The 22,263-nt window shown below is 71.8% G+C and carries 13 protein-coding genes; 2 read left to right on the forward strand and 11 right to left on the reverse strand.

All coding sequences use genetic code 11. The annotated features are described in order from the left end of the window. The first annotated feature begins 67 nt into the window (after nt 1–67). Nucleotides 68–976: a LysR substrate-binding domain-containing protein gene (locus AB0C35_RS32075; RefSeq protein WP_358464146.1), complete on the forward strand. Its 909-nt coding sequence runs from the start codon at nt 68–70 to the stop codon at nt 974–976. A 47-nt stretch (nt 977–1,023) separates the two neighbouring features. Here AB0C35_RS32075 and AB0C35_RS32080 read toward each other — a convergent pair whose 3' ends face one another. The 11 genes from AB0C35_RS32080 to AB0C35_RS32130 all read right to left on the reverse strand — a co-directional run bounded on the left by AB0C35_RS32080 (nt 1,024) and on the right by AB0C35_RS32130 (nt 20,889). Beyond that, complete coding sequence (locus AB0C35_RS32080; RefSeq protein WP_358464149.1) at nt 1,024–4,224, reverse strand: family 78 glycoside hydrolase catalytic domain; 3,201 nt, start codon at nt 4,222–4,224, stop codon at nt 1,024–1,026. Further along, nucleotides 4,221–7,418 (reverse strand): family 78 glycoside hydrolase catalytic domain, encoded by a 3,198-nt coding sequence (locus AB0C35_RS32085; RefSeq protein WP_358464151.1) that lies wholly within the window; start codon nt 7,416–7,418, stop codon nt 4,221–4,223. Before AB0C35_RS32085 ends, AB0C35_RS32080 begins: the two co-directional genes overlap by 4 nt. Before the next feature lie 115 nt (nt 7,419–7,533). Continuing rightward, complete coding sequence (locus AB0C35_RS32090) at nt 7,534–10,656, reverse strand: glycoside hydrolase family 78 protein (RefSeq protein ID WP_358464154.1); 3,123 nt, start codon at nt 10,654–10,656, stop codon at nt 7,534–7,536. Between the two features lie 108 nt (nt 10,657–10,764). Continuing rightward, entirely contained in the window at nt 10,765–12,195 is a 1,431-nt protein-coding gene (locus AB0C35_RS32095; protein WP_358464157.1) for an L-fucose/L-arabinose isomerase family protein, read from the reverse strand. 130 nt (nt 12,196–12,325) lie between these two features. Continuing rightward, entirely contained in the window at nt 12,326–14,377 is a 2,052-nt protein-coding gene (locus tag AB0C35_RS32100) for a bifunctional aldolase/short-chain dehydrogenase (protein ID WP_358464160.1), read from the reverse strand. Nucleotides 14,378–14,396: 19 nt separating this feature from the next. After that, nucleotides 14,397–15,578, reverse strand: coding sequence for an L-rhamnose isomerase (gene rhaI / locus AB0C35_RS32105; RefSeq protein ID WP_358464163.1), 1,182 nt, complete (start codon nt 15,576–15,578; stop codon nt 14,397–14,399). Nucleotides 15,579–15,606: 28 nt separating this feature from the next. Then, nucleotides 15,607–15,945, reverse strand: coding sequence for an L-rhamnose mutarotase (locus AB0C35_RS32110; protein WP_358464165.1), 339 nt, complete (start codon nt 15,943–15,945; stop codon nt 15,607–15,609). Nucleotides 15,946–15,977: 32 nt separating this feature from the next. Continuing rightward, nucleotides 15,978–17,075 carry a rhamnose ABC transporter substrate-binding protein gene (rhaS, locus tag AB0C35_RS32115; protein WP_358464167.1) on the reverse strand — a complete coding sequence of 366 codons (1,098 nt, stop codon included), beginning with the start codon at nt 17,073–17,075 and terminating at the stop codon, nt 15,978–15,980. 112 nt (nt 17,076–17,187) lie between these two features. After that, on the reverse strand, nt 17,188–18,186 hold the full coding sequence (locus AB0C35_RS32120; RefSeq protein WP_358464169.1) for an ABC transporter permease: 999 nt from the start codon (nt 18,184–18,186) through the stop codon (nt 17,188–17,190). Continuing rightward, nucleotides 18,183–19,331, reverse strand: coding sequence for an ABC transporter permease (locus AB0C35_RS32125; protein ID WP_358464172.1), 1,149 nt, complete (start codon nt 19,329–19,331; stop codon nt 18,183–18,185). The genes AB0C35_RS32120 and AB0C35_RS32125 overlap by 4 nt, the downstream gene beginning before the upstream one ends. A gap of 4 nt (nt 19,332–19,335) precedes the next feature. Then, on the reverse strand, nt 19,336–20,889 hold the full coding sequence (locus AB0C35_RS32130; protein ID WP_358464175.1) for a sugar ABC transporter ATP-binding protein: 1,554 nt from the start codon (nt 20,887–20,889) through the stop codon (nt 19,336–19,338). 286 nt (nt 20,890–21,175) lie between these two features. Here AB0C35_RS32130 and AB0C35_RS32135 point away from each other — a divergent pair, with 286 nt between their 5' ends. Continuing rightward, complete coding sequence (locus tag AB0C35_RS32135; RefSeq protein WP_358464178.1) at nt 21,176–22,252, forward strand: substrate-binding domain-containing protein; 1,077 nt, start codon at nt 21,176–21,178, stop codon at nt 22,250–22,252. The last annotated feature ends 11 nt before the right edge of the window (nt 22,253–22,263 follow it).

Here is a 22,263-nt window from a genome sequence, read left to right on the forward strand (position 1 = left end):
GACCGACAGGCCCGGCCTGTCGACCGAGGTCACCACCGGCGACGGGGTGCGTAGGATCGGTGGGGCCATGGAGCTCCGGCAACTGGAGTATGTGCTGGCCGTCGCGGAGGAACTCCACTTCGGCCGCGCCGCCGCACGCCTGCATGTGACGCAGCAGTCGGTGAGCGAGCAGGTCCGCCGGCTGGAGCGGGAGCTGGGCGGTCCGCTGTTCGCGCGGACCAGCCGGCGGGTGTCCCTCACCACGGCCGGTGAGGCGTTCCTGCCCGAGGCCCGGCGGGTCGTCGACGCCGCCCGGCACGCCCTGGACGTCGGACGCCGCGCCGCCCGCGGGGCGACGGAGATCCGCGTCGGCTACGCGGACGACCTCGGCCCGCGGCTCTTCGGCCTCGCGGTGCCGCGCGTCCCGTCCCTCACGGTGACGCCCCGGCCGATGACGACACCGGAGCAGATCGCGGCCCTGTCCGAGCATCGCCTCGACCTCGGGCTCGGCTGGACGCCGGACGTCGGCGCCGGCCTGTCGAGCCTGCTGGTCGCCCGCGAACCGCTCGTGGTCGCGCTCGCCGAAGGCCATCCCCTGGCGGGCGAGACCGCCCTGGACCCGGCGGACCTGTCGCACCGGCCGCTCGCCGTCGTCCCCCGCGCTGTGAACCCGTTGCTGCACGACCGCATCATCGGGCAGCTCGTGACCTGCGGCGTGACCGTCAACGTCCATCAGGAGATCCCCAGCCTCGACCGGATGCTGCCGCTCGTCCTCGCCGGCTCGGCCCTGGGGATCACCGTTCCGAGCGCGGCGGCGGCGAACGCGGTCGCCGGGGTCGTCTACCGGCACCTGAGCGAACCGAGCCCCTATATCGACTGCAGGCTCATGTGGCGGGCCGGCGACGCGGGCGGGGCGGTCGCGGAGCTCGTCGGGGTCGTCCGCGAGCTCCGCGACTCGGGTGCGTTCCTGCCGCCCGACCTGCCCGGCGGCGCCTGACGCCGTTCAGCGGGTGCGGATCACCGCCTGCCCGTCACGGCCGTCGTTCACCCATCACCCCTGGTCACCGAGATGGGGCCCGAGCCGACCGGGCCGATGGTGAGGAGCCGGCCGGTGGCGTCCCGGCCCGTGGCGCGGGGGGCGCGGGCGTGGGGTCCGCCGACGCGGTGGTCGCGGGGGTCGGCGTCGCCGAGCTCTATGACGAGCCGGGCCGAGGTGTTGGGCGGCACCTCCACGTCCAGCCGGTAGCGCCTCTCCCGGTTCAGCGCGACGGAGACCGGGCCGCGGATCGTGGGGACGCGGCCGGAGAGCCGGGTGAGGCCGCCCGGACGGGGCCGGACCTCGATCTCGGCGGCACCCGGCGCGGTGACCCGCACGCCGAGGATGTGGCGCGGGATCACGTTCGCGGGTGCGGAACCCCAGGCGTGGGAGAACGTCATGTTGGGCTTCAGGGACGGGTCCCACGCCTCGGCGACGATGGTCGCGCCGAGGTCGTCCATCATGTGCAGCCACGAACTGCGGCCGGTGGCCGTCATCAGGCCGATCGCGGCCTTCGCCTGTCCCGTGGAGAAAAGGGCGTCCAGGAGGAACTGCGCGCCATAGACGCTGACCTCCATACCGCCGTCCGCGAGGGTCTTGCCCAGGGCGCGGACGACGGAATCGGGAACCGTGCCGGGTCCGGCTACGCCGAGCGCGACCGGGTAGGCGGTTGCGTGCTGCGCGCTGTGGCCGGTGCCGACGCCGTCGACGAACCGTCCGTTCGAGGCGTCCAGAAGCTTCTCGCGCATTGAGGCGGCGAGCTTGTCGGCCCTTCCACGCCAAGTCTTCGCGTCGCCGGTCTTGCCCAAGACGGCGGCGATGTCGGCCATGGCGGTGAACGCGGCGTACTGGCAGGCGTTCACGACCGTGTTGACCTCGGTGAAGACGTAGCCGTCCCGGTTGGACACCGGCCAGTCGACCAGGTCCTGGGTGGGCGAGTTGGGATTCTTGTGGACGAGCCCATCGTCGCCCAGGTGCGACGTCAGCTGCTTGGCGGCGAGGACGTCGTAGTCGGCTGCGAGTTGCTCGGGATCACCGGTGTGCAGGTAGTCCCGCCAGGCCGACATGACGTTCATCAGCCGGTACTCGGTCGGCCAGGTGGGGTTGCGCGCCAGGAACACATCGGAGGCGCGGGCCAGCGCGAACGACCGCTGCACCCCGTACTCGGACGCCTGGTTGATCAGCGCGTCCCCCTCGTAGGGGCCGCGTTCGCGTGTCGGGGTGTCGATGTAGAGGTCGCCGCGCGTCGCCTCGATCGAGTAGCGGCACAGCTCGTACACGCGGTCGAGGCCGGGGTCGGAACTGGAGAACGAGGCGTCGGAGTCGCGCCAGCCGACGCGCCAGGCCCGTCCCGTCACCGCGTGCGACAGGACGGGTCCGTCATCGCCGGGCGAACCGCCGCCGCAGGTGAGCTGCGCATAGCGGAACCCGCGATAACCCCAGTGCTCGATGGTCTGGTCGCCGTCGCGGAGCGTCCAGATCTCCCGGTAGGTGACGCCTGCGCGCAGCGCGTGCCTGACGGTCCCGTCGCCGTTCAGCTCCTCGCCGAGCCGGACTTCGATACTCTGCCCGGCCTTCCCGCGCACGGAGATCCGCAGGCCGCCCACGATCTCCTTGCCGAGATCCACCAGCCAGGTACCGGACGAGACCTCCCGCACGGACTCGGGCCGGACGTCGTGCAGCCCGACCGGCTCGATCAGCGCCGGCTCCAGCCCGTCGATCGGCGCCTTGACCGCCGCGGACTCCCAGCCGGCGTCGTCGAAGCCGGGACTCGTCCAGCCGGTCGGTTCCTCCCGCATGTCCCAGTACTCCTGGGGGCCGTGGTAGTAGCCGGTGCCGAACGTCCCGCCGTCGCGCAGCAGCCCCGCCTGGCGGCGCGCCTTCCACTTCGCGCCGCTGCGGACGGTGGTGGTCGTCCCATCGGCGTAGGTGACGACGAGCTGGGCGAGGAACCGTTTGTCCTGGGTGGTGAAGGCCAGGGCGGCGAGCGCGTTGCGCCGTCCCGGCATCAGCGAGCCCGTCACGTCGAACGAGTGGTAGCGCGGTGCTCCGGCCCCATGGGGCGCGGACGCGAAACCGGCCACCTCACCGTTCACCCAGATCTTCGCCGGGTACTGGCGGGTCGGCGTCGGCGACTGGGCCGCGACATGGAGCACCGCGGCCACGATCTGCTTGCGCGGCGGAGTGAACTCCGTGCGGAGCAGCGCCCAGTCGTCGTCGGGCGAACCCGCCGACGAAAGGGCCGACTGCCCCTTCCCGAGAGTCAGGGCGCCGTCGGCCACGGTTCCGGCGGAGAAGGTGCCGCGCCCTTCGGTGAAGTCCTCGTCGATGACGACCTCGCCGCCGGGCCCGGTGAAGGTGACGCGGTCCCATGCGTTCGCCTCGGTGGAACCGTTGCGCATCCCGACCGTGCCCGTGCGGTACGTCGCGTCGGTCGTGCCGTCGACCTCCGCGCCGTCGATCGACGTCGTGAACGTGGAGCCGGCCATCTCGACGGTGACGTCGTACCAGCGGTCCGTCTCGATGGGGATGACGAGCCGCTTTTCTTCCAGCACCCGGTACGACCCGTTCACAAAGACGTGCTTCTTCAGCACGCCGGGTGTCCCGGCGCGGAGCTGCCACAGGTAGTTGGCGCCCGTCCCGGACGCCCGGAACCACACGCTCGCCGCGACCGAGGTGATCCGCACCCTGGCCTTGAGGACGCCGTCGCCCGGGCTCGGCGCGGCGGACGTCCAGATCGGCTCGGCCGTCCACGCGCCGACGCCCGTGGCCAGCAGCGCCGGCTGCGACCAGCGGGACGACCGGTGCCCGTCGAACGTCCGGACACGCCACCAGTAGGCCGTCCCGGGCGAGAGCGCCGGCCCCCCGTACGGCACGGCGACGGACGCGCTGGACGCGACGCGGCCGCTGTCCCAGAAGCGCGGGCCGCGCTCGAGCCGGGCGGGGGTCGTGGCGAACTGGACCTGGTGGTGCGTCTGCCTCGTCCCGGGCCCGAGGTCGGCGACCTGCCAGCTCAGCCTGGGTTTGGCCGCCGTGACCCCGAGGCCGTCCGGCAGCAGGGAGGTCAGCAGGCCGGACGGCGTGCGCCGCGCCGCGCCGCCCGAGGGGGCCGCCGACGCGGTGCCGGCGGAGCCGAGGACGACCACGCCGGTCGCCCCGGCCGCCGACGCGCCGAGGAAGCGGCGCCGGCTCATGTCGTTCGGGGTCACGCCGCCCTCCCCTCGAACGTCCAGTCGCCGGAGCCGATCTCGAAGACCGCCCGGCCGTTCTGGACGCCGATCCACGTGGCGTCCTCGGGGGCGCTCGGCCGTGCCGACCCGCCCGGCATGGGGATCTCGACGCGGGCCCTGGTGCCGGGCGGGACGGTGACGTCCAAGCGGAGTCTCCGGCCGGTGCGGCGCCAGGAGGCCGCGGCATGACCGCGCGGCGTCTCGTAGGTGGCGGCGGCGTGGGTGATGTCGCCGACCACCGAGGGCCTGATGAGGAGGGTCTCGAAGGCGATCGAGTCGTCGGTCTGTCCGAGGCCGGCGAGACCGGCGTGGAACCATTCGTCGATCGCGCCGAGCATGAAGTGGTTCTGGGAGTTGCCGGACGTGGGGCCGTCCCAGTTCTCGGTCAGCGATGTGGCGCCGTGGACGACCTGGTAGCCGTAGCTGGGGTTGCCGGTCTGCACGGCGAAGGCGTGGACGACGTCGTCGCGGCCGGCGGCGGACAGGGCGTGGAACACCGACGGCAGTGAGATCTCGCCGACGGTCAGGTGGTAGCCGTTGGTCTTGATGCCGTCCACGAGGTGGGCCAGAACCGCGTCCTTCTTGCCGGCCGGGACGACCCCCATGTCGAGCGCGAGGGCATCGCATGCCTGGCTGCCGGACCCGTAGGTGTCGCCGGTGGCGTACTCGGCGTGGAACGCCGAGCCGATCTCGCCCGCGAGCGCCTCGTACTTCGCGGCGTCGGCATCCTCGCCGATGACCTCGGCGATCCGGGCGAGGGCCGACACGGCGCGGTGGTAGCCGAACGTGGCGGTGACGCCCTTGGGGGTGCTGGTGTCGAAGGCGATCCAGTCGCCGAGGCCGTAGTCGAGGAGATGCCCGTCCGCCTTCCCGGACAGGTAATCGACGTAGCGGACCATGTTCGGGTAGTACGCGCGGAGCGTGGCGACGTCGCCATAGGCGCGGTACATCTGCCAGGGCGCGAACACGATGACGTTGCCCCAGTTGGGGTCGTCCCTGAACCCGCCGGAGAACACCGTGAACTCGGGCGCGATGTCGGGGACGAGGCCGTCCTCGGTCTGGGCCTCGGCGATGTTGCGGACGATCGAGCCGTAGTAGGCGGTGACGTCGTAGTTGCGGGCGACGGCGGGGAACACCAGGTTGGCCTGCTCCAGCCAGCCGAGCTTCTCGCGGTGCGGGCAGTCGGTGAGGACGGAGTACATGTTGCCCTGCACGGCCCGGTCGATGATCTTGTGGATGTCGTTGAGGAGACCGTAGGAGCTGGTGAACGAGCCGGCCTTCTCGTTGGCGGCGCGCAGCACGATGCCGGTGACCGTGTCCTCGTCCGGCGGGGACGGCAGCCCTTCGAGCTGCAGATAGCGGAACCCGTGGTAGCAGAACCGGGGATGCCAGGTCTCGGTGCCGTCGCCGGAGAGGGTGTAGGTGTCCCAGATGGGCGAGCCGGTGGTGTGCTGGCTGACGGTCCCGTCGCCGTTGAGCAGTTCGCCGGGACGCATCGTCACCGTCGTCCCGGCCGGCCCGCGGACGCGCAGCCTCGGCCAGCCGGCGATGTTCGTGCCGAGGTCGACGACGTAGACGCCGTCCCGCGGCTCGGTGATCTTCTTGGTGCGGAACTCGTCCACGGGCTCGATCGGCGGCGACGTGCGGGCCGCGAGGCTCGCGGCCGGTGACGCGACGGTCATCGCGTCCGCCCACTCCCCCGGGGTCCGGCGGGCGTCGTGGTCCTCGCCGCCATACCAGCTGGAGAACGTGGTGGCGCCGAGCGCCGTCCGCCACGATGTGTCGGACGCGATGACGTCCCGGGAGCCGTCGGTGTAGGTGATCTCGAGCTGGCCCAGGAACGCCGGCTTGCCGTCGGAGCGGGTGAGCTTCTGGTAGCGGCCGGGGGTCGGCGGCACATGTGCCATGCCGGGGCCGAGTTCTACCTGGACGATGTTGTCACCGCGGTGGAGCAGCTTCGTCACGTCGTAGGTCGAATAGACGAGCCGCTTGCCGAAGGTGGAGTACGGCGGCTCCAGTACGGCGTCGCTGACCGGCCTTCCGTTGACCGTGATGTCCAGGACGCCGAGGGCCGTGGCGTACAGGCGTGCCGTGCGGACGCGCTTGCCGAGCCCGAACTCCCGCTTGAAGACGGGCAGCGCCTCGGGCGAGCGGTGCAGCGGCGGCGGCGCCTCCCGCCCCTCGACCGTGGCGGCCGTCTCGAACGCCTCGCCGTCGACGGACGTCTGGACGGTGAAGTCTTCGGGGAAGTTGGCCGTCTTCTCGTCGTCGGTCGTCACGTCCGTGCGCGGATAGAGCAGGATCCGGTCGAACCGCTGTTCCTCGCCCAGGTCGATCTGGATCCAGATCGGCTCGGTGAGGTCCTGTTCCCTGCGCTCCATGCTCGTGTAGCCGAAGGGTGCGGCGTCGGTGGTGAGCGAGCCGTCGGTGACGGCCTTCGGCTCCCACTGGCCCGGGACGGTGTAGCTCTCCGACGCGGTCACCGGTGCCCTGAGTGCCAGGTCGCTCCCGGACGGCCCGTCCAGGACCCGGATCTCGGCGAGCTGGAGCCGCGACACCTTGTACGGCCAGCCCTCCTTGATCGGGAGACCGAGCCGGGTCACGTTCAGCCGGACGTACCGGGCGGAACGGGCGGTGAACGCGACCGTCGCCGGGGTCGGCTCCGGGTCGGCCGACCACGTCTCGTTCCCGATCCACCGGGCCCTCCAGTCGGCCGCGGCGAGCAGCCCCGTCTCGAAGTGGGACGGCTCGCTCCAACGGGACGGGCGTCCCCGCTCGTCCCACACCCTGACCTGCCACGACGCCCGCTCGCGGGACTTCAGGGCGCGGCCCGCGTAGACGGCCGAGACCGCCGTTCCGGCGACCTTGCCGGAATCCCACAGGTCGGGGTGTGCCAGGCGGCGGTCCGTGCTCGCGACCCGCACCTGGTAGGCGGTCTGGACGGCGTTGCGCGGTCCCGCGGCGTAGCGCCAGCTGAGCGTCGGCTTCGTGTTGTCGATGCCGAGCGGGGACCGCAGGTGGTCCACCCGCGGATCCGCAGGACGCAGGGTCCGCGCTTTCGCGGGTTGCCTGGGGGCGGCGTGCGCGGGCGGGGCGGTGGCGCCGCTCGCGGTGACCGCCGCCGTGGCGACACCGCCGGCCTGCACGAACCGTCTCCTGGACAGTTCACTCATTTCGGGCTCCTCAAGGGGTGGGGCGAACCGAGGGTGACGTGACCGGAGCCGGACGGCGGGGACGTCCGGCGGCGCGGGGGGCCCGATCTCTGGACCGGGCCCCCGCGCGGACGGGTCAGCCTGTGGTGAAGCGGCTCGTGGGGAAGTGGCTCGTGGTGAAGCGGTACGAGCCGGAGCCGACTTCGAAGACGGCGGCGCCGTCCTGCATGCGCAGGAACTTCGCGCCCTCCTGGGTGACGTCGCCGGCGTCGGCGGCCGGCACCCAGACCTCGGCGGTGGTGTTGACGGGGACGGAGACGTGGAGGGTGAACGTGTCGCCGTCCAGCGACCAGCGAGTGCGGACCGGCCCGTAGACCGAGTCGTAGACGGCGTCCGCGCGGCGGACGTCACCGCCCGGCCTGGGCCGGATCACCGTCCGGCGGTAGCCGGGCTCACCGGCGCTGATGCCGGCGATGTGCTGGTACATCCACTCGCCCACGGCCCCGTAGGCGTAGTGGTTGAAGGAGTTCATCGCCGGGTCCTCGAAGCCGCCGTCCGGCTTGATGGAGTCCCAGTGCTCCCACATCGTGGTCGCGCCCTTGCCGATCTGGTACCCCCAGGACGGGTACGTCTTCTGCTGCAGCAGCCGGTAGGCGACATCGGTGTGCCCGGTCTGCGTGAGCACCGGCAGCAGTTCGGGCGTCCCGAGGAACCCGGTGGACAGGTGCCAGTCGCGGGCCTCGATCAGCTCGACGAGGCGGTCGGCGGCCGGCTTGCGCGCGTCCTCGGGCAGCACGCCGAAGGACAGGGCCAGCGCGTAGGCGGTCTGGGTGTCGCCCTTGACGCGGGCGCCGCCCTCGGTGACGTAGGCCGCGTTGAACGCGGCGCGCACCCGTCCGGCCAGGTCGGCGTAGCGCTCGGCGTCCGCCTCCTCGCCCAGCGCCCGGGCGGTCTCGGCCACCAGGGCGGCCGAGTGGGCGAAGTAGGCGGTGCCGATGACGTCCTTGGGCGTCTCGGCGTCGACGTTCAGCCAGTCGCCGTACCCGGACGCCGGGCGCAGCAGCCCGTCGCTGTGCTCCTCCAGGTAGCCGATCCACTTCCGCATGGCCGCGTAGTTGTCCTCCAGGACCTGCCGGTCGCCGTACGCCTGATACAGGTTCCACGGGACGGTGACGCCCGCGTCGCCCCAGCCGGCCGAGCCGCCGCCCAGGAAGCCGACCTTCGGCGCGACGTCCGGGAACGCCCCGTCGGCCGCCTGCGCGTCGCGCATGTCCCGCATCCACTTGGTCAGGAAGCGGGCGGACTGCATGTTGTAGGTGGCGGTGCGTCCGAAGACGTTGATGTCACCGGACCAGCCCATGCGCTCGTCGCGTGCCGGGGTGTCGGTCGGGATGCTCAGGAAGTTGCCGCGCTGCCCCCACGTGATGTTGCGGTGAAGCCGGTTGAGCATCTCCACGTCGGTCTTGAACGACATGGTGAACGGCTCGGCGGTGTGCATGACCCGTCCGGTGACGGCGTCGAGGTCGGGCGTGCCGGGGTAGCCGGTCACCTCCACGTACCGGAAGCCGTGGAAGGTGAAGCGGGGGGTGTAGGTCTCGGTACCGCCGCCCTTGAGGGTGTAGGTGTCGGTGGCCTTGGCGGTACGGAGGTTGGCGGTGTAGAGGGTGCCGTCGTCGTTGAGCACCTCGCCGTGCCGCAGCGTCACCTTCCGCCCCGCCTCGCCGGACACGCGCAGCCGCACCGTGCCCACCATGTTCTGGCCGAGGTCGAAGATGTGCACGCCCGGCTCCGGGCTGGTGATCTTCACGGGGTCGATCTCCTGCTCGACCCGGGTGGGAGCGGCCGCCTGGGCGACCGGGAGCGGATCGGCCTTCTCGTTCAGCAGGACCGGCTTCCAGCCCGGCGCCTCGAAGCCGGGGCGGCTCCAGCCGGGGGTCTGCTCGCGGGCGTCGTACTTCTCGCCCATCAGCAGGTCGGAGGTCTGGACCGGCCCGACGGCGCTGCGCCAGGTCGGGTCGGTGGCGATCCTCTGGGACGTGCCGTCGGTGTAGTCGATCTGGAGGTGGGCGCGGAACCACGGGCGGTCGCCGTACTGGCCGGGCCCGAAGATGGCGACGTGCCCGGCGTACCAGCCCGGCGCGAGGGTGGCGCCGATCGCGTTGCCGCCGCTGCGCAGCAGCCTGGTGACGTCGTAGGTCTGGTACTGGACGCGCTTGGCGTAGTCGGTCCAGCCGGGGGTCAGCTCGTCGCCCCCGACGCGGCGGCCGTTGATCTCGGCGGAGTACACGCCGAGCGCGGTCGAGTACAGGCGTGCCCGCGCGACCTTCTTGCCGACGGTGAAGTCCTTGCGGAGCTGCGAGGTGAGCCCGTCGGGCCCGGACGACACCGTCTCGAAGCTGAACCGGCGGTCGCCGGCGACGGGTTCGCCGTCCTTGTACGCCTGCCCGTGCTCGTAGCCGTCCTCGGTGTGGCCCCACCAGCCGATCGGCCCGGACGGCTCGGACTGCTCGACGTAGTACGTCCCGGCGGGAGCGGGAGAGTCGAGGGTGAGGGTGGCCTCGGCGTTGTCGGAATGATCCTCGACGCGGCGCCGCACGAGGACCTCCCCGCCGGGGCCCTCCTCGCGGAGGGTCAGCGTCACGTCCGAGCCGGAGGCATGCCACGTCGGCATCGGGATCGACACCGCCGTCACCGGCTTGTCGGAGGTGAACGTCTGCCCCTGCGTGCCCTCCTTGAGCTGCGAGGGGTCGTTCTGGCCGGTGAAGGAGGTGGGCAGCGGGAGCGGCGCGTCGTGCCCGATCCATTTCCCGGCGAGGTTCCCGCCGTCCATCAGGCCGGTCTCCCACCAGGTCGCCTTGCTCCAGTCGGAGGCGCGGCCGTTCCCGTCCCACACCCGGACGGACCAGTGGTAGCGGGTGCGGGGCTTGAGCTCCGGCCCGGCGTAGGGGACGAGAACGGACCGGTCAGAGGTGACCTTGCCGCTGTCCCACACGTCGGGCGACCCGAGCCGCCCCGGCGAGGACGCCACCCGCACCTCGTAAGCGGACTGGACCTGCCCGCGCCTGGACGATCCGAGCCGCCAGGTCAGCCGCGGGCGGGCGGCGTCGAGGCCGAGGGGGCGCTCGCCGTATTCGGTGCGGGTCTCCACGACCCGCACGGCGCCGCCGGGCGCGGCCGCCGCGGGTACGGCGGCGCCTCCGGCGGCGATGAGGAGGACCGATGTCGGAAGGATGAGAAGTCGGGACGGTGTTCGCCGCATGGCTTCCTCCGATTTTCGGGCGCGCCGGACCGGGCCCGCGGCCCTGTGGGGCGGGGCGCGGCCCGACGTCACCTCAGAAGTGGATCCCCCGATCCTGTGCGGTGTGCGTCAGGGCCTCACCTCGATGAGCTCGATCTCCAGGAGGTCGGCGACGGCCTTCAGGTCGGCGATCCGGTGGCCGGTGCCGAGGGCCCAGTGGTGGGCGACGCCGGTGGCGCTCCACGCGTCGGTCCACTCGCCCGGGTCGCAGCCGAAGTCGACGCGGGAGGTGGTGTTGCCGATCTGCAGCAGGGGGCCGTCGACGGTCTCGCCCTCGGACGCGGCGAACGCGAACCGGCCGTCGCGGCGCTGGATGATGCCGAACGCGGTGACGGGGCCGTGCTTGACGTCGAACTCGACGGACACGCCGTAGCCGCGTTTGCCGTGGTAGACGCCGAGGCCGCGCAACAGCGGACGGCGGGCGCCGATCGCCAGGTGGGCGGGCCCGTCGTGGCCCATCTCGACGTGGCCGCGGTGGAAGTCCAGGGCCTGCAGCTCGGTGAAGGAGCCGCCCGCGCCGAGCCGGTCGGCGATCAGCATGGCGAGGGACGTGCGCAGTTCGTACTCGCCGGCCGCCGGGATCCCGCGCGCGGTGAGCAGCGACGCGCCGAGGATCATCCCGGCGCCGAGCCGCTCGTGGATCTCGCCGTCCAGCCCCCGGTGGTAATAGGCGAGGCTGTCCAGCTCGAAGTCGCCGGCGAGCCGGTCGAGGCCGGCGGAGACGCGGGCCGCCCACGTCAGGTCGTCGTCGTTGACGGACGGGTCCAGCTCGAAGATCTTCTGCGCCTCGGCCTTCTTGGCGGCGGTCTCGGCGTCGGTCACCTTCTCCACCCGGACGCGCAGGTCGTCGAACTCCAGGACCTCCACGTGCCCGCCGAAGTTGGCGCTGACGAGCGTCAGGTCGGTGGAGACGTCCAGCATGCCCGGGTAGAGGTGGCCCATCAGGCCGTGCCGGCCGCGGCGCAGCGCGGCTCGGACGCCGGCGGCGCGGACCCAGCGGCCGATCTTCGTCCAGGCCCGTTCGTCCTCCAGGTAACCGGAGACCGAGCGGAACGGGACGCCGCACCGCTGGAACGCGTTCGCCATCTCGGGCAGCGGGCAGGCGCCGCAGTAGGCGAGCCACTGCCCGGTGTCGAAGGCGGCGTGGTCCATCGACTCGGTCGGCTGCAGGTTGATCAGCAGGACCGGGGCGTCCGCCCGCTGCGCGACGGGGACCAGCATCGTCGCGGTCATGTAGGTGGTGAGGAAGCCGACGATGATGTCGCAGCCGGCGGCGCGGAGTTTCTCGGCGGCCGCCGCGCCCTCCTGCGCGTCGGAGATGAAGCCGGCGTCGACGACCTCGGCGCCGAGTCCGCGCATCCGTTCCGAGACCCGCTCGGCGGACCGCTGGAGCTGCGGCAACAGGTCCGGGAACTGGGGCCAGTAGGCGCCCAGCCCGCCGGCCACCAGGCCGACCTTCACCGGCGGCCCGGTCACCGGCCGGGCGGTGTTGTCTGTCATTCCTGTCCTCCTGTCGGTCAACGGGCCGCGGCGCCCCAGGGCGGGCCGCGGCTTCCTCAGCGCAGGAACACTTCCTCAGCGCGGGAACACTGCTTCAGTTCGGGACACGCTTCAGTCCGGGGACGGCGCGTCAGCGCAGGAACGCCGCGGCGACGCCGGCGTCGACGGGGATGTGCAGGCCGGTGGTGTGGGTCAGGTCCCCGCCGGCGAGGGCGAAGACGGCGGCGGCGACGTGCTCGGGCAGCACCTCGCGTTTGAGCAGCGTCCGCTGGGCGTAGAACTCGCCGAGCCTGTCCTCCTCGACGCCGTACACGGCGGCGCGCTTGGCGCCCCAGCCGCCGGCGAAGATCCCGGAGCCGCGGACGACGCCGTCGGGGTTGACGCCGTTGACGCGGATGCCGTGCTCGCCGAGTTCGGCGGCCAGCAGCCGCACCTGGTGGGCCTGGTCCGCCTTGGTCGCACCGTAGGCGATGTTGTTCGGTCCGGCGAACACCCCGTTCTTGGACGAGATGTAGACGATGTCGCCGCCCATCCCCTGCTCGATCATGACGCGGGCGGTCTCGCGGGAGATCAGGAACGAGCCGCGCGCCATGACGTCGTGCTGCAGGTCCCAGTCGGCGGCGGTCGTCTCCAGCAGCGGCTTGGAGATCGACAGCCCGGCGTTGTTGACGACCAGGTCGACGCCGCCGAAGGCGAGGACGGCGTCGCGGACGGCCGCGGCGACGTCGTCCTCGGAGGTCACGTCGGCGCCGACGGCGACGGCCGCGTCGAAGGGACGCGGGGCGTTCGCGCCGATCTCGGCGGCGACCTTCTCGGCGGCGGCGGCGTCCCGGTCGGCGACGACGACGCAGGCGCCCTCGGCGGCGAGGCGGCGGGCCGTGGCCGCGCCGATGCCGGAGCCGCCGCCGGTGACCAGCGCGACCCGGGCGGCGAGGGGCCTGGGCGCCGGCCCGCGGCGGAGCTTGGCCTCTTCCAGTTCCCAGTACTCGATGCGGAACTTCTCCGCCTCGTCGATCGGCGCGTACGACGACAGCGCCTCCGCGCCGCGCATCACGTTGATCGCGTTGACGTAGAACTCGCCGGCGACCCGCGCGGTCTGCTTGTCGGCGCCGAAGCTGAACATGCCGACGCCGGGCACCAGCACGATCGCCGGGTCCGCGCCCCGCATCGGCGGCGAGCCTGGGACGGCGTTCCGGTCGTAGTAGGCCGTGTAGTCCTCGCGGTAGGCGGCGTGGAGTTCCCGGAGGCGGGCGCGGACGTCGTCGAGCGGCGCGTCCGGCGGCAGGTCCAGGACCATCGGGCGGACCTTGGTGCGCAGGAAGTGGTCCGGGCAGGACGTGCCGAGCGCGGCGAGCCTGGGGTGCTCGGCGCGGGACACGAAGTCCAGGACGGTCTCGCCGTCGGTGAAGTGCCCGACCTGCGGGCGGTCGGTGGACGCCAGCCCCCGCAGCAGCGGGAACAGCGCCGCGGCGCGGGCGTGCCGCTCCTCGTGCGGCAGCGGCGGGTGGACGACCTCGCCGAACGGGTCCGGCCCGCCGTGCTCGGCGATGTAGGTCTCGGCGGTGCGGATGATGTCGAGGGAGTTGGCCTTGCACTCCTCGCTCGTCGCGCCCCAGGCGGTGATGCCGTGGCCGCCGAGGATCACGCCGATCGCCCGCGGGTTCGACTTCTTGATCTCGGCGATGTCCAGGCCGAGCTGGAAGCCGGGGCGCCGCCACGGCACCCACGCGACCCGGTCCCCGAAGATCCGCCGGGTCAGCTCGGCGCCGTCGGCCGCCGTCGCGATCGCGATGCCGGAGTCGGGGTGCAGGTGGTCGACGTGGGCGGCCTCGACCAGGCCGTGCATGGCGGTGTCGATCGACGGAGCACTGCCGGCGGGTCCGAAAAGGCAGTAGTCGAACGCGGCGACCATCTCGTCCTCGCGTTCGACGCCCGGGTAGACGTCGGCCAGGGCGCGCATCCGGTCGAGCCGCAGCACGGCCAGGCCCGCCTCGGTGAGGGTGCCGAGGTCGCCGCCGGACCCCTTCACCCACATCAGCTCGACGTCGCGGGCCGTCACGGGGTCGGTGACGGTGCCCTTCGCCGAGACGTTGCCGCCCGCGTAGTTGGTGTTGCGCGGGTCCGAGCCGAGGGTGTTGGCGCGTTCCAGCAGCCGCTCCACCTCGGGCGGGGTGGAAGTCATCGGTGCGTTCTCCTTCACGTCAGGCGCCCCAGCCGGCGGCCTGGCCGTCCTTGCGCTCTTCGGCGATCCGCTCGTAGTAGCCGGACGCCTTGTAGGCGGCGACCGGGTCCGGGGCCAGGCCCATCTCCTCGCGCAGTTCCGCCAGCAGCGGGCGGACGTCGGTGTTGTAGGCGTCCATGAAGACCGCGTTGGCTTCGAGTACGTCACCCGACGACTGCGCGGCCGAGAGCGCGTCCCGGTCCACCAGCAGCGCCTTGGCCGTGGCCTCCTGGACGTTCATCACCGAGCGGATCTGGCCCTGGATCTTCGGCTCGATGTTGTGGCACTGGTCGAGCATGAACGCCACGCCCGCGTCCGCGGTCTGGCCGGGCAGCGGGTAGCCCCCGCCGCGCACCACCTCGTACATGATGCGGAACAGCTGGAACGGGTCGGCGGACCCGACCATCAGGTCGTCGTCGGCGTAGAAGCGGGAGTTGAAGTCGAACCCGCCGAGCTTCCCCTCCCGCAGCAGGAACGCGACGATGAACTCGATGTTGGTGCCGGGCGCGTGGTGGCCGGTGTCCACCACGACCTGCGCCTTCGGGCCGAGCTTGATGCAGTGGGCGTAGGAGGCGCCCCAGTCCGGCACGTCGGTCATGTAGAACGCCGGCTCGAACAGCTTGTACTCCAGCAGGAACCGCTGGTCGTCGCCGAGCCGCTCGTAGACGGCGGCGAGGGCCTCGGCCATCCGGTCCTGGCGGGCACGGATGTCGTCCTGCCCCGGGTAGTTCGTGCCGTCTGAGAACCACAGCTTCAGATCGCGGGAGCCCGTCATGTCCATGATGTCGACGGCTTCGAGGAGATGGCCGAGCGCCTTGCGCCGCACGGCGGGGTCGGGGTTGGTGACGCTGCCGAGCATGTAGTCGTCGTCCTGGAAGACGTTGGTGTTGACCGCGCCGATCCGCACCCCCCTCTCCTTGGCGTGCGCGGCCAGCGCGGCGTAGTCGTCCACCTTGTCCCACGGGATGTGCACGGCCACGATGGGCGCGACGCCGGTGAAGCGGTGCACCTGCGCGGCGTCGTCGATCTTCTCCTGCGGGGTGCGCGGGACGCCCCGCTGGGCGAAGACCTTGAAACGGGTCCCCGAGTTCCCGTACGCCCACGAGGGAGTCTCGATCTGCTGGCGGCGCAGGGCCTGCTTCACCGCGCTGGTGTCGTTCACGATTACCTCTCTCACTCCAGTACTTCACTCAGTCCAGGTGGAAGACCTCGGGGAGCGGCCGCATCCCCTCGTCGGGGCGGCCGTCGAGGTCCTCGAAGTACTGCGCCATCTCCGCCTGCCACCGCGCGTTGACCTCGGTGCGGGCCATCCGCTCCTGCGCGGCCTCGAAGTCGTCGGTTTCCAGGTAGCCGACGAGGAGGCCGTCCTCGCGGAGGAACAGCGAGTAGTTGTGCCAGCCGGCGTCGCGCAGGGCCGCCCGCATGCCGGGCCAGACCGCCTGGTGGCGCAGCTTGTACTCCTCCAGGCGGTCCTGCCTGACCTTCAGCAGGAAGCAGATCCGCTTCCTGCGCGAAGAATCCGTGTCCATGTGCTCCGGAGTCCGTCTCAGGTGTCCACGGGTCAGAAGTCGTACTCGTCGATGTTCTTGGCGTCGAAGACCGTCGGCGGGCCGAGGATGATCTCGCCGTTGGCGCCGATGGTGCGCTCGCCGAGCGAGCCGGCCTTCAGCTTCTCGCCCTGCTTGCCGGTGATCTGGCCGGACGCCAGCGCCGCGGCCGCGTAGGCGGCGAGGTAGCCGAGGTCCTTCGGGTCCCACAGCGCGAACGACTCGACCGTGTCGTTCTTGATGAACTTGCGCATCTGGTTCGGGGTACCGAGGCCGGTCAGGACGACCTTGCCCTTGTATTCGGAGCCGGAGATGTAGCGGGCGGCGGCGGCGATGCCGACCGTGGTCGGCGAGATGATGCCCTTGAGGTTCGGGTACGCCTGCAGCAGGCCCTGCGTCTGCTGGAACGACTTCTGGTCGTTGTCGTCGCCGTAGGCCACCTTGACGAGCTTCATGCCGGCGTACTCGGGCTTCTTCAGCTCCTCCTTCATGAACTCGATCCAGGTGTTCTGGTTGGTGGCGTTCGCGGTCGCCGACAGGATCGCGATCTCGCCCTTGTGGTCGATCTGCTCGGCGAGGAGCTTGACCTGGCTGCGGCCGATCTCCTCGGAGCTGGCCTGGTTGATGAACACGTCCCGGCATTCGGGGTTGGTGTCGGAGTCATAGGCGACGATCTTGATGTCCTTCGCCATCGCCTGCTTGAGCGGCCCGCACACAGCGTTCTCGTCGTTGGCGGCGATGAGGATCGCGTCGTGCTGCTGCTGGATGAGCGTGTTGATGTAGGACACCTGCGAGGACGCCGACGCGTCGGACGGGCCGACCTCCTTGGCCTCCGCGCCGAACTCCTTGGCCGCCGCGATGCCGGCGTTGTCGACGATCGTCTCGTAGGGGTTGTTGACCTGCTTCGGCAGGAACGCGATCTTCAGGCCCTTCTTCAGGGGCGCGTTCGGATCGGCGGTGGCGTTCCCGCCGGACTTGCCCTCCCCGGAGGCGGACGAGGAGTCCTTGGTGGTTCCGCCGCAGGCGGCCAGGCTGAGAGCCAGGACGCTCACCGTGGCGGTGGCCGCCAGCCGGGCCGCCAGCCGTCGCGGGGTGCGCAAACGAGTGGTCATCTGGGTGCCTTTCAGAAATCCGGGTCTTGCTTCGGGGGTGGGTGGACGCGGCAGGGGGCTTGCGGGGGTCCGGGGGCCGTCCCCCGGGTGGGCTCGCGGGGACGCCCCCCGGTCAGGGCACGGCGGCGGGGGTCGCGGGTCGCGCGCCCCTCCGTCTGCCCCGGGCCTCGCGCACCACGGCGATCAGCCGCGGCGTGAGGACGCTGATGATGAGCAGCAGGCCGGTGACGATCGACTGGACCTCGGTGGAGACGTCGTTGAGCATCAGCAGGTTGCGGAGCAGGCCGATCAGCAGCACCGCGGCGATGACGCCGCCGAGGGTGCCCTTGCCGCCCTCGAAGTCGACGCCGCCGAGCAGCACCGCCGCGATGACGGCCAGTTCCAGGCCGAGGCCGTTGTCGGCGCGGGCGCTGCCGTAGCGGAGCGTGTAGACGATGCCGGCGAACCCGGCGACCAGGCCGGACAGCACGAACAGGATCATCTTGATGCGCTTGACGCGGATGCCGGCGAAGTAGGCGGCGTCCTCCTGCGCGCCGATCGCGAACAGCGACCGTCCGATGCCGGTGGCGTGCAGGACGACGCCGGTGACGATGGCGAGCAGGACGAACAGCGCGATCGGGTACGGGATGGGGGTGCCGGGGATGGAGGAGGTCGCGAGGTCGGTGTAGGTGAAGGGGAACTCGGAGATGGCGCCGGTGCCGAGCGTCACGTACGCGAGGCCCCGGTAGAGGGTCATCGTGCCGATCGTCACGGCGAGGGACGGCAACCCGAGCCTGGTGACGAGCAGCCCGTTGACCAGGCCGCAGACGACGCCGACGATCAGCACCAGCGGGATGATCGTCTCGATCGCCATGCCGCCGTCCCACATCTTGCCGGTCAGCGCGCTGCACAGGCCGAGGATGGAGGCGACCGACAGGTCGACCTGCCCGCACACGACCAGCAGCGTCATCGGCAGCGCGATCAGTGCGATCTCGCTGAGGTCGAGCAGCGCGAACGACAGGTTGCCGTTGCTCGCGAAGTCGGGCGAGGATCCGGCGCCGCCGAAGAAGACCACGATCAGCAGCGCGGTGATGGCGGTCTCCCACCGCACCAGGTGTCCCAGTCGGCTCATGACCGGCCCTTCCCTTCCGGAGCCGCGGTCTCGGTGGTCCCGGCCGTGTCGATGTCCCGGCGCGCGTCGCCGCCGGGTCGCGGCTCCACGTCGTGGTGCGCGGACGACTCCAGCGATCGCTGTTTCAGCGCCCGGGTGACGCGCAGCGCCAGCAGCCGGTCGACGCTGATGGCCAGCAGCAGGAGGACGCCGGTGATCGCCTCCTGCCAGAACGAGTTGACCTTCAGCACCACCAGCACGCTGCCGATGGTGGTGAGCAGCAGCGCGCCGAGCGCCGCGCCGTACACGGTGCCGACGCCGCCGGTGATCGCGACGCCGCCGACGACGACGGCGGCGACGACCGTCAGCTCCCAGCCGTGCGCGGCGTCCGCGACGACGGTGCCGAACCGGGCGAGCCACAGCACCCCGGCGAGGCCCGCGAGCGCGCCGCTGACCAGGTAGGCGGTGAGGACGCGGCGGCGGATCGACACGCCGGCGAGCATCGCGGCCTCGGGGCTGGACCCGATCGCGTAGTACTCGCGTCCGGAGGAGTAGGAGCGCAGGTAGTAGCCGGCGGCCAGCATCACCACGACGGTGATGATCGGCAGGTAGGGGATGCCGAGGATGCCGTCGCTGCCGAGGCTGAGGACCGACGCCGGAAGCTCGGAGGCGCTGATCTGGTCGCCGTGGGCGATGCGGTAGTCGAGCCCTTGGATCACGTACAGCGTGCCGAGCGTGACGACAAGGGAGGGGACCCGGCAGAAACTGACGAGCAGGCCGTTCACCAGCCCGCAGGCCAGCCCGATGAGGACGCCGACGACGAGGACGAGCACGACGTTCCGGTCGCCGCCGGAGGCGAACTTGCCGGCGGTGAACGCGACGAGCCCGACGACGGAGCCGACCGACAGGTCGATGTTGCGGGTGACGACGACCATGCTCTGCCCGACGGCGAGCAGGACCAGGATCGAGGCGTTGAGGAAGATGTCCTTCACGCCCTGCTCGGACAGGAACCGCGGGTTGGCGATCGTGGTGCCGACGACGAGGACGACCAGGGCGCCGAGGATGCTGAGCTCGCGTGCGCGCAGCACCAGTTCGACCAGGCGGCGCCCGCCCCCGCGGGCACCGCCCGATCCCGGCCTGGCCGGTGACTGGGTGAGTACGGTCATCGGGTCAGGCCGCCCTTCCGGTGCCCGCGCGGCCGGTCGCGGCGGCCATCACGCTCTCCTCGGTCGCGTCCGCGCGGGGGATCTCGGCGGTGAGCCGGCCCTCGTGCATGACCAGCACGCGGTCGGCCATGCCGATCACCTCCGGCAGGTCGGAGGAGATCATGAGGACCGCGAGGTCCTGCGCGGCCAGTTCCGACAGCAGCCGGTGCACCTCGGCCTTGGTGCCGACGTCGATGCCGCGGGTCGGCTCGTCCACGATGAGGACGGCCGGCTCGGTGGCCAGCCATTTGGCGAGCACGACCTTCTGCTGGTTGCCGCCCGACAGGACGCCGACGGCGTCGGTGAGCCGGGAGTACTTGAGCTGGAGCCGCAGCCCCCAGTCGGCGGCGCGGCTGCGCTCCACCTTCCGGGAGATGAGGCCGCCGCGGCCGGTCTCGCGGCGCAGCGTGCGCAGCTGGGTGAGGCCCATGTTGCGTTCGATGGACATGTCCATCACCAGACCCTGCTGGCGGCGGTCCTCGGGGACGAGCGCGAGCCCCGCCGCCATCGCGGCGGTCGGGCTGCCGGCGGGCAGGGCGCGCCCGGCGACCTCGACGTTGCCGGCGTCCCAGCGGTCCACGCCGAAGATCGCGCGGGCGACCTCGCTGCGGCCGGCGCCGACCAGCCCGGCCAGCGCGACGATCTCGCCGCGGCGGACGTCGAAGGAGACGTCGGTGAAGGCGCCCTCGCGGGTCAGCCGGCTGACCTTCAGCGCGACCTCGCCGGGCGTCACGTCCTGCTTGGGGTAGAGGGTGTCGAGGTCGCGGCCGACCATGCGGCGGACGAGGTCGTCGGGGGTGAGGCCGTCGGTCGGGTCGGTGCCGACGAGGGCGCCGTCGCGCAGCGTGGTGACCCGCCGGCACAGCTCGAAGATCTCTTCCAGCCGGTGCGAGATGAACAGGACGGCGCAGCCGTGCTCGCTGAGGGTGCGGGTGACCGCGAACAGGCGGGCGACCTCCTGGCCGGTGAGCGCGGCGGTGGGCTCGTCCATGATGAGGACCCGCGCGTCCCGGGAGATGGCCTTGGCGATCTCGACGACCTGCTGGTCGGCGATCGACAGGCCGCGGGCGGGCTGCTGCGGGTCGAGCGCGACGCCGAGCCGCTGGAACAGCCGCGCGGTCTCGGCATGCATGGCGCGGCGGTCGATGCGGCCGAGGCCTGTGATGTGACCACGGGCGCGCGGCTGGCGGCCCATGAAGATGTTCTCGGCGACCGACAGGTCGGGGAACAGGGTGGGTTCCTGGTAGATGACGGCGACACCGGCGGCCTGCGCGTCGGCGGGGCCGTGGAAGGTCACCGGCTCGCCGTCGACGCGCACCTCGCCCGCGTCGGGGCGGTACACCCCTGCGAACGTTTTTACGACCGTGGACTTGCCCGCGCCGTTCTCGCCGGCCAGGGCGTGCACCTCGCCCGCGTGCAGCTCCAGGGTGACGCCCTGGAGGGCGCGCACGGCGCCGAACGACTTGCTCACGTTGACCAGTGCCAATGTCGGCGGCGCCGACCGGCCGGGTGCACCCATCGCGGCCCTCCTCGCGGGGCAGGTCTGTGACGAACGGATGAAAAACGTTTTAACCAGATGTTGCGGAGGACGCTAGAGTCACGCCGCGCAGCCGTCAAGAGGGAACCCGCCTCCAGATTCCGCCGAAACCCGCGGGAACCGCATTGCCACAGGGGCAGGGGAAGTTTTCGAAGTCGCTCCCCGGCCGCGTCCGGCACCCCGATGTGCCGACAGCGGGCTTGACACGTTTTAATTCGGTGACCAAAGTGAAGCGGCACACCACGCGGACGGACCGGGGGCACACAGATTGAGCACAGACGGCACCGGGCGCCCGGGGTCCCTGAGCCGGACCGTCGGCATCAAGCAGGTCGCGGCGCACGCCGGCGTCTCACCGGGGACCGTGTCCAACGTGCTCAACCGGCCCGAGCGGGTCGCCGAGCCGACCCGCATCCGGGTCGAGCAGGCCATCCGCGAGCTCGGGTTCGTCCGCAACGGCTCGGCGTCGACGCTGCGCGCCGGGCACAGCAGCACGATCGGGCTGATGGTCCTCGACCTCGCCAACCCGTTCTTCACCGACGTCGCCCGCGGCGTCGAGGACATCGCCAGCGAACGCGGCTACGCGGTGATCCTGTCGTCGTCCGGCGAGTCGGACGAGCGCGAGCAGCGCAACCTGCGGGTGCTCGCCGAACAGCGGGTCCGCGGCGTCCTGCTGACCCCCGTCGGCGACGACGGCGAGGCCGCCGACCGGCTGCAGGAGCGGGGCGTCCCCGTGGTGCTGCTCGACCATCCGACGCCCCGCGCCAACCAGTGCTCGGTCGCCGTCGACGACGTCGCGGGCGGCGAGCTCGCCGTCGGCGAGCTGCTGGACGGCGGCGCCCGCACGCTGGCGTTCGTCACCGGCCCCAGCGTGCTGCGGCAGTGCACCGACCGCCGCAAGGGCGCGCTGCGGGCGCTGCGCGCCGCCGGACTCGGCCGCGAGGTGATGCGCGAGGTGACGGTCGGGGCGATGAACGCCCGGTCCGGGCAGGAGGCGGCGCGGCGGCTGCTGGAGGCCGGCCCGCCGCTGCCCGACGCGATCTTCTGCGCGAACGACCTGCTCGCGCTCGGGGTGCTGCGCGTCCTGCTGCAGGCCGGGCTGAAGGTGCCGGCTGACATCGCGCTGATCGGGTACGACGACATCGAGTTCTCGGCGGCGGCCGCGGTCCCGCTGAGCTCGGTGCGGCAGCCCACCTACCAGCTCGGCCGGATCGCCACCGAACTGCTGCTGGAGGAGTGCGACGAGGCGGGCGGGCATGCCCACCAGCAGGTCATGTTCCAGCCGGAACTGGTGGTCCGCGAATCCAGCCGGCCTGCGAGCGGAGGCACCGCTGGAGGCACCCCATGACCGCGGGAGGC

This window comes from Spirillospora sp. NPDC048819, assembly GCF_040650055.1.
Lineage (GTDB): Bacteria > Actinomycetota > Actinomycetes > Streptosporangiales > Streptosporangiaceae > Spirillospora.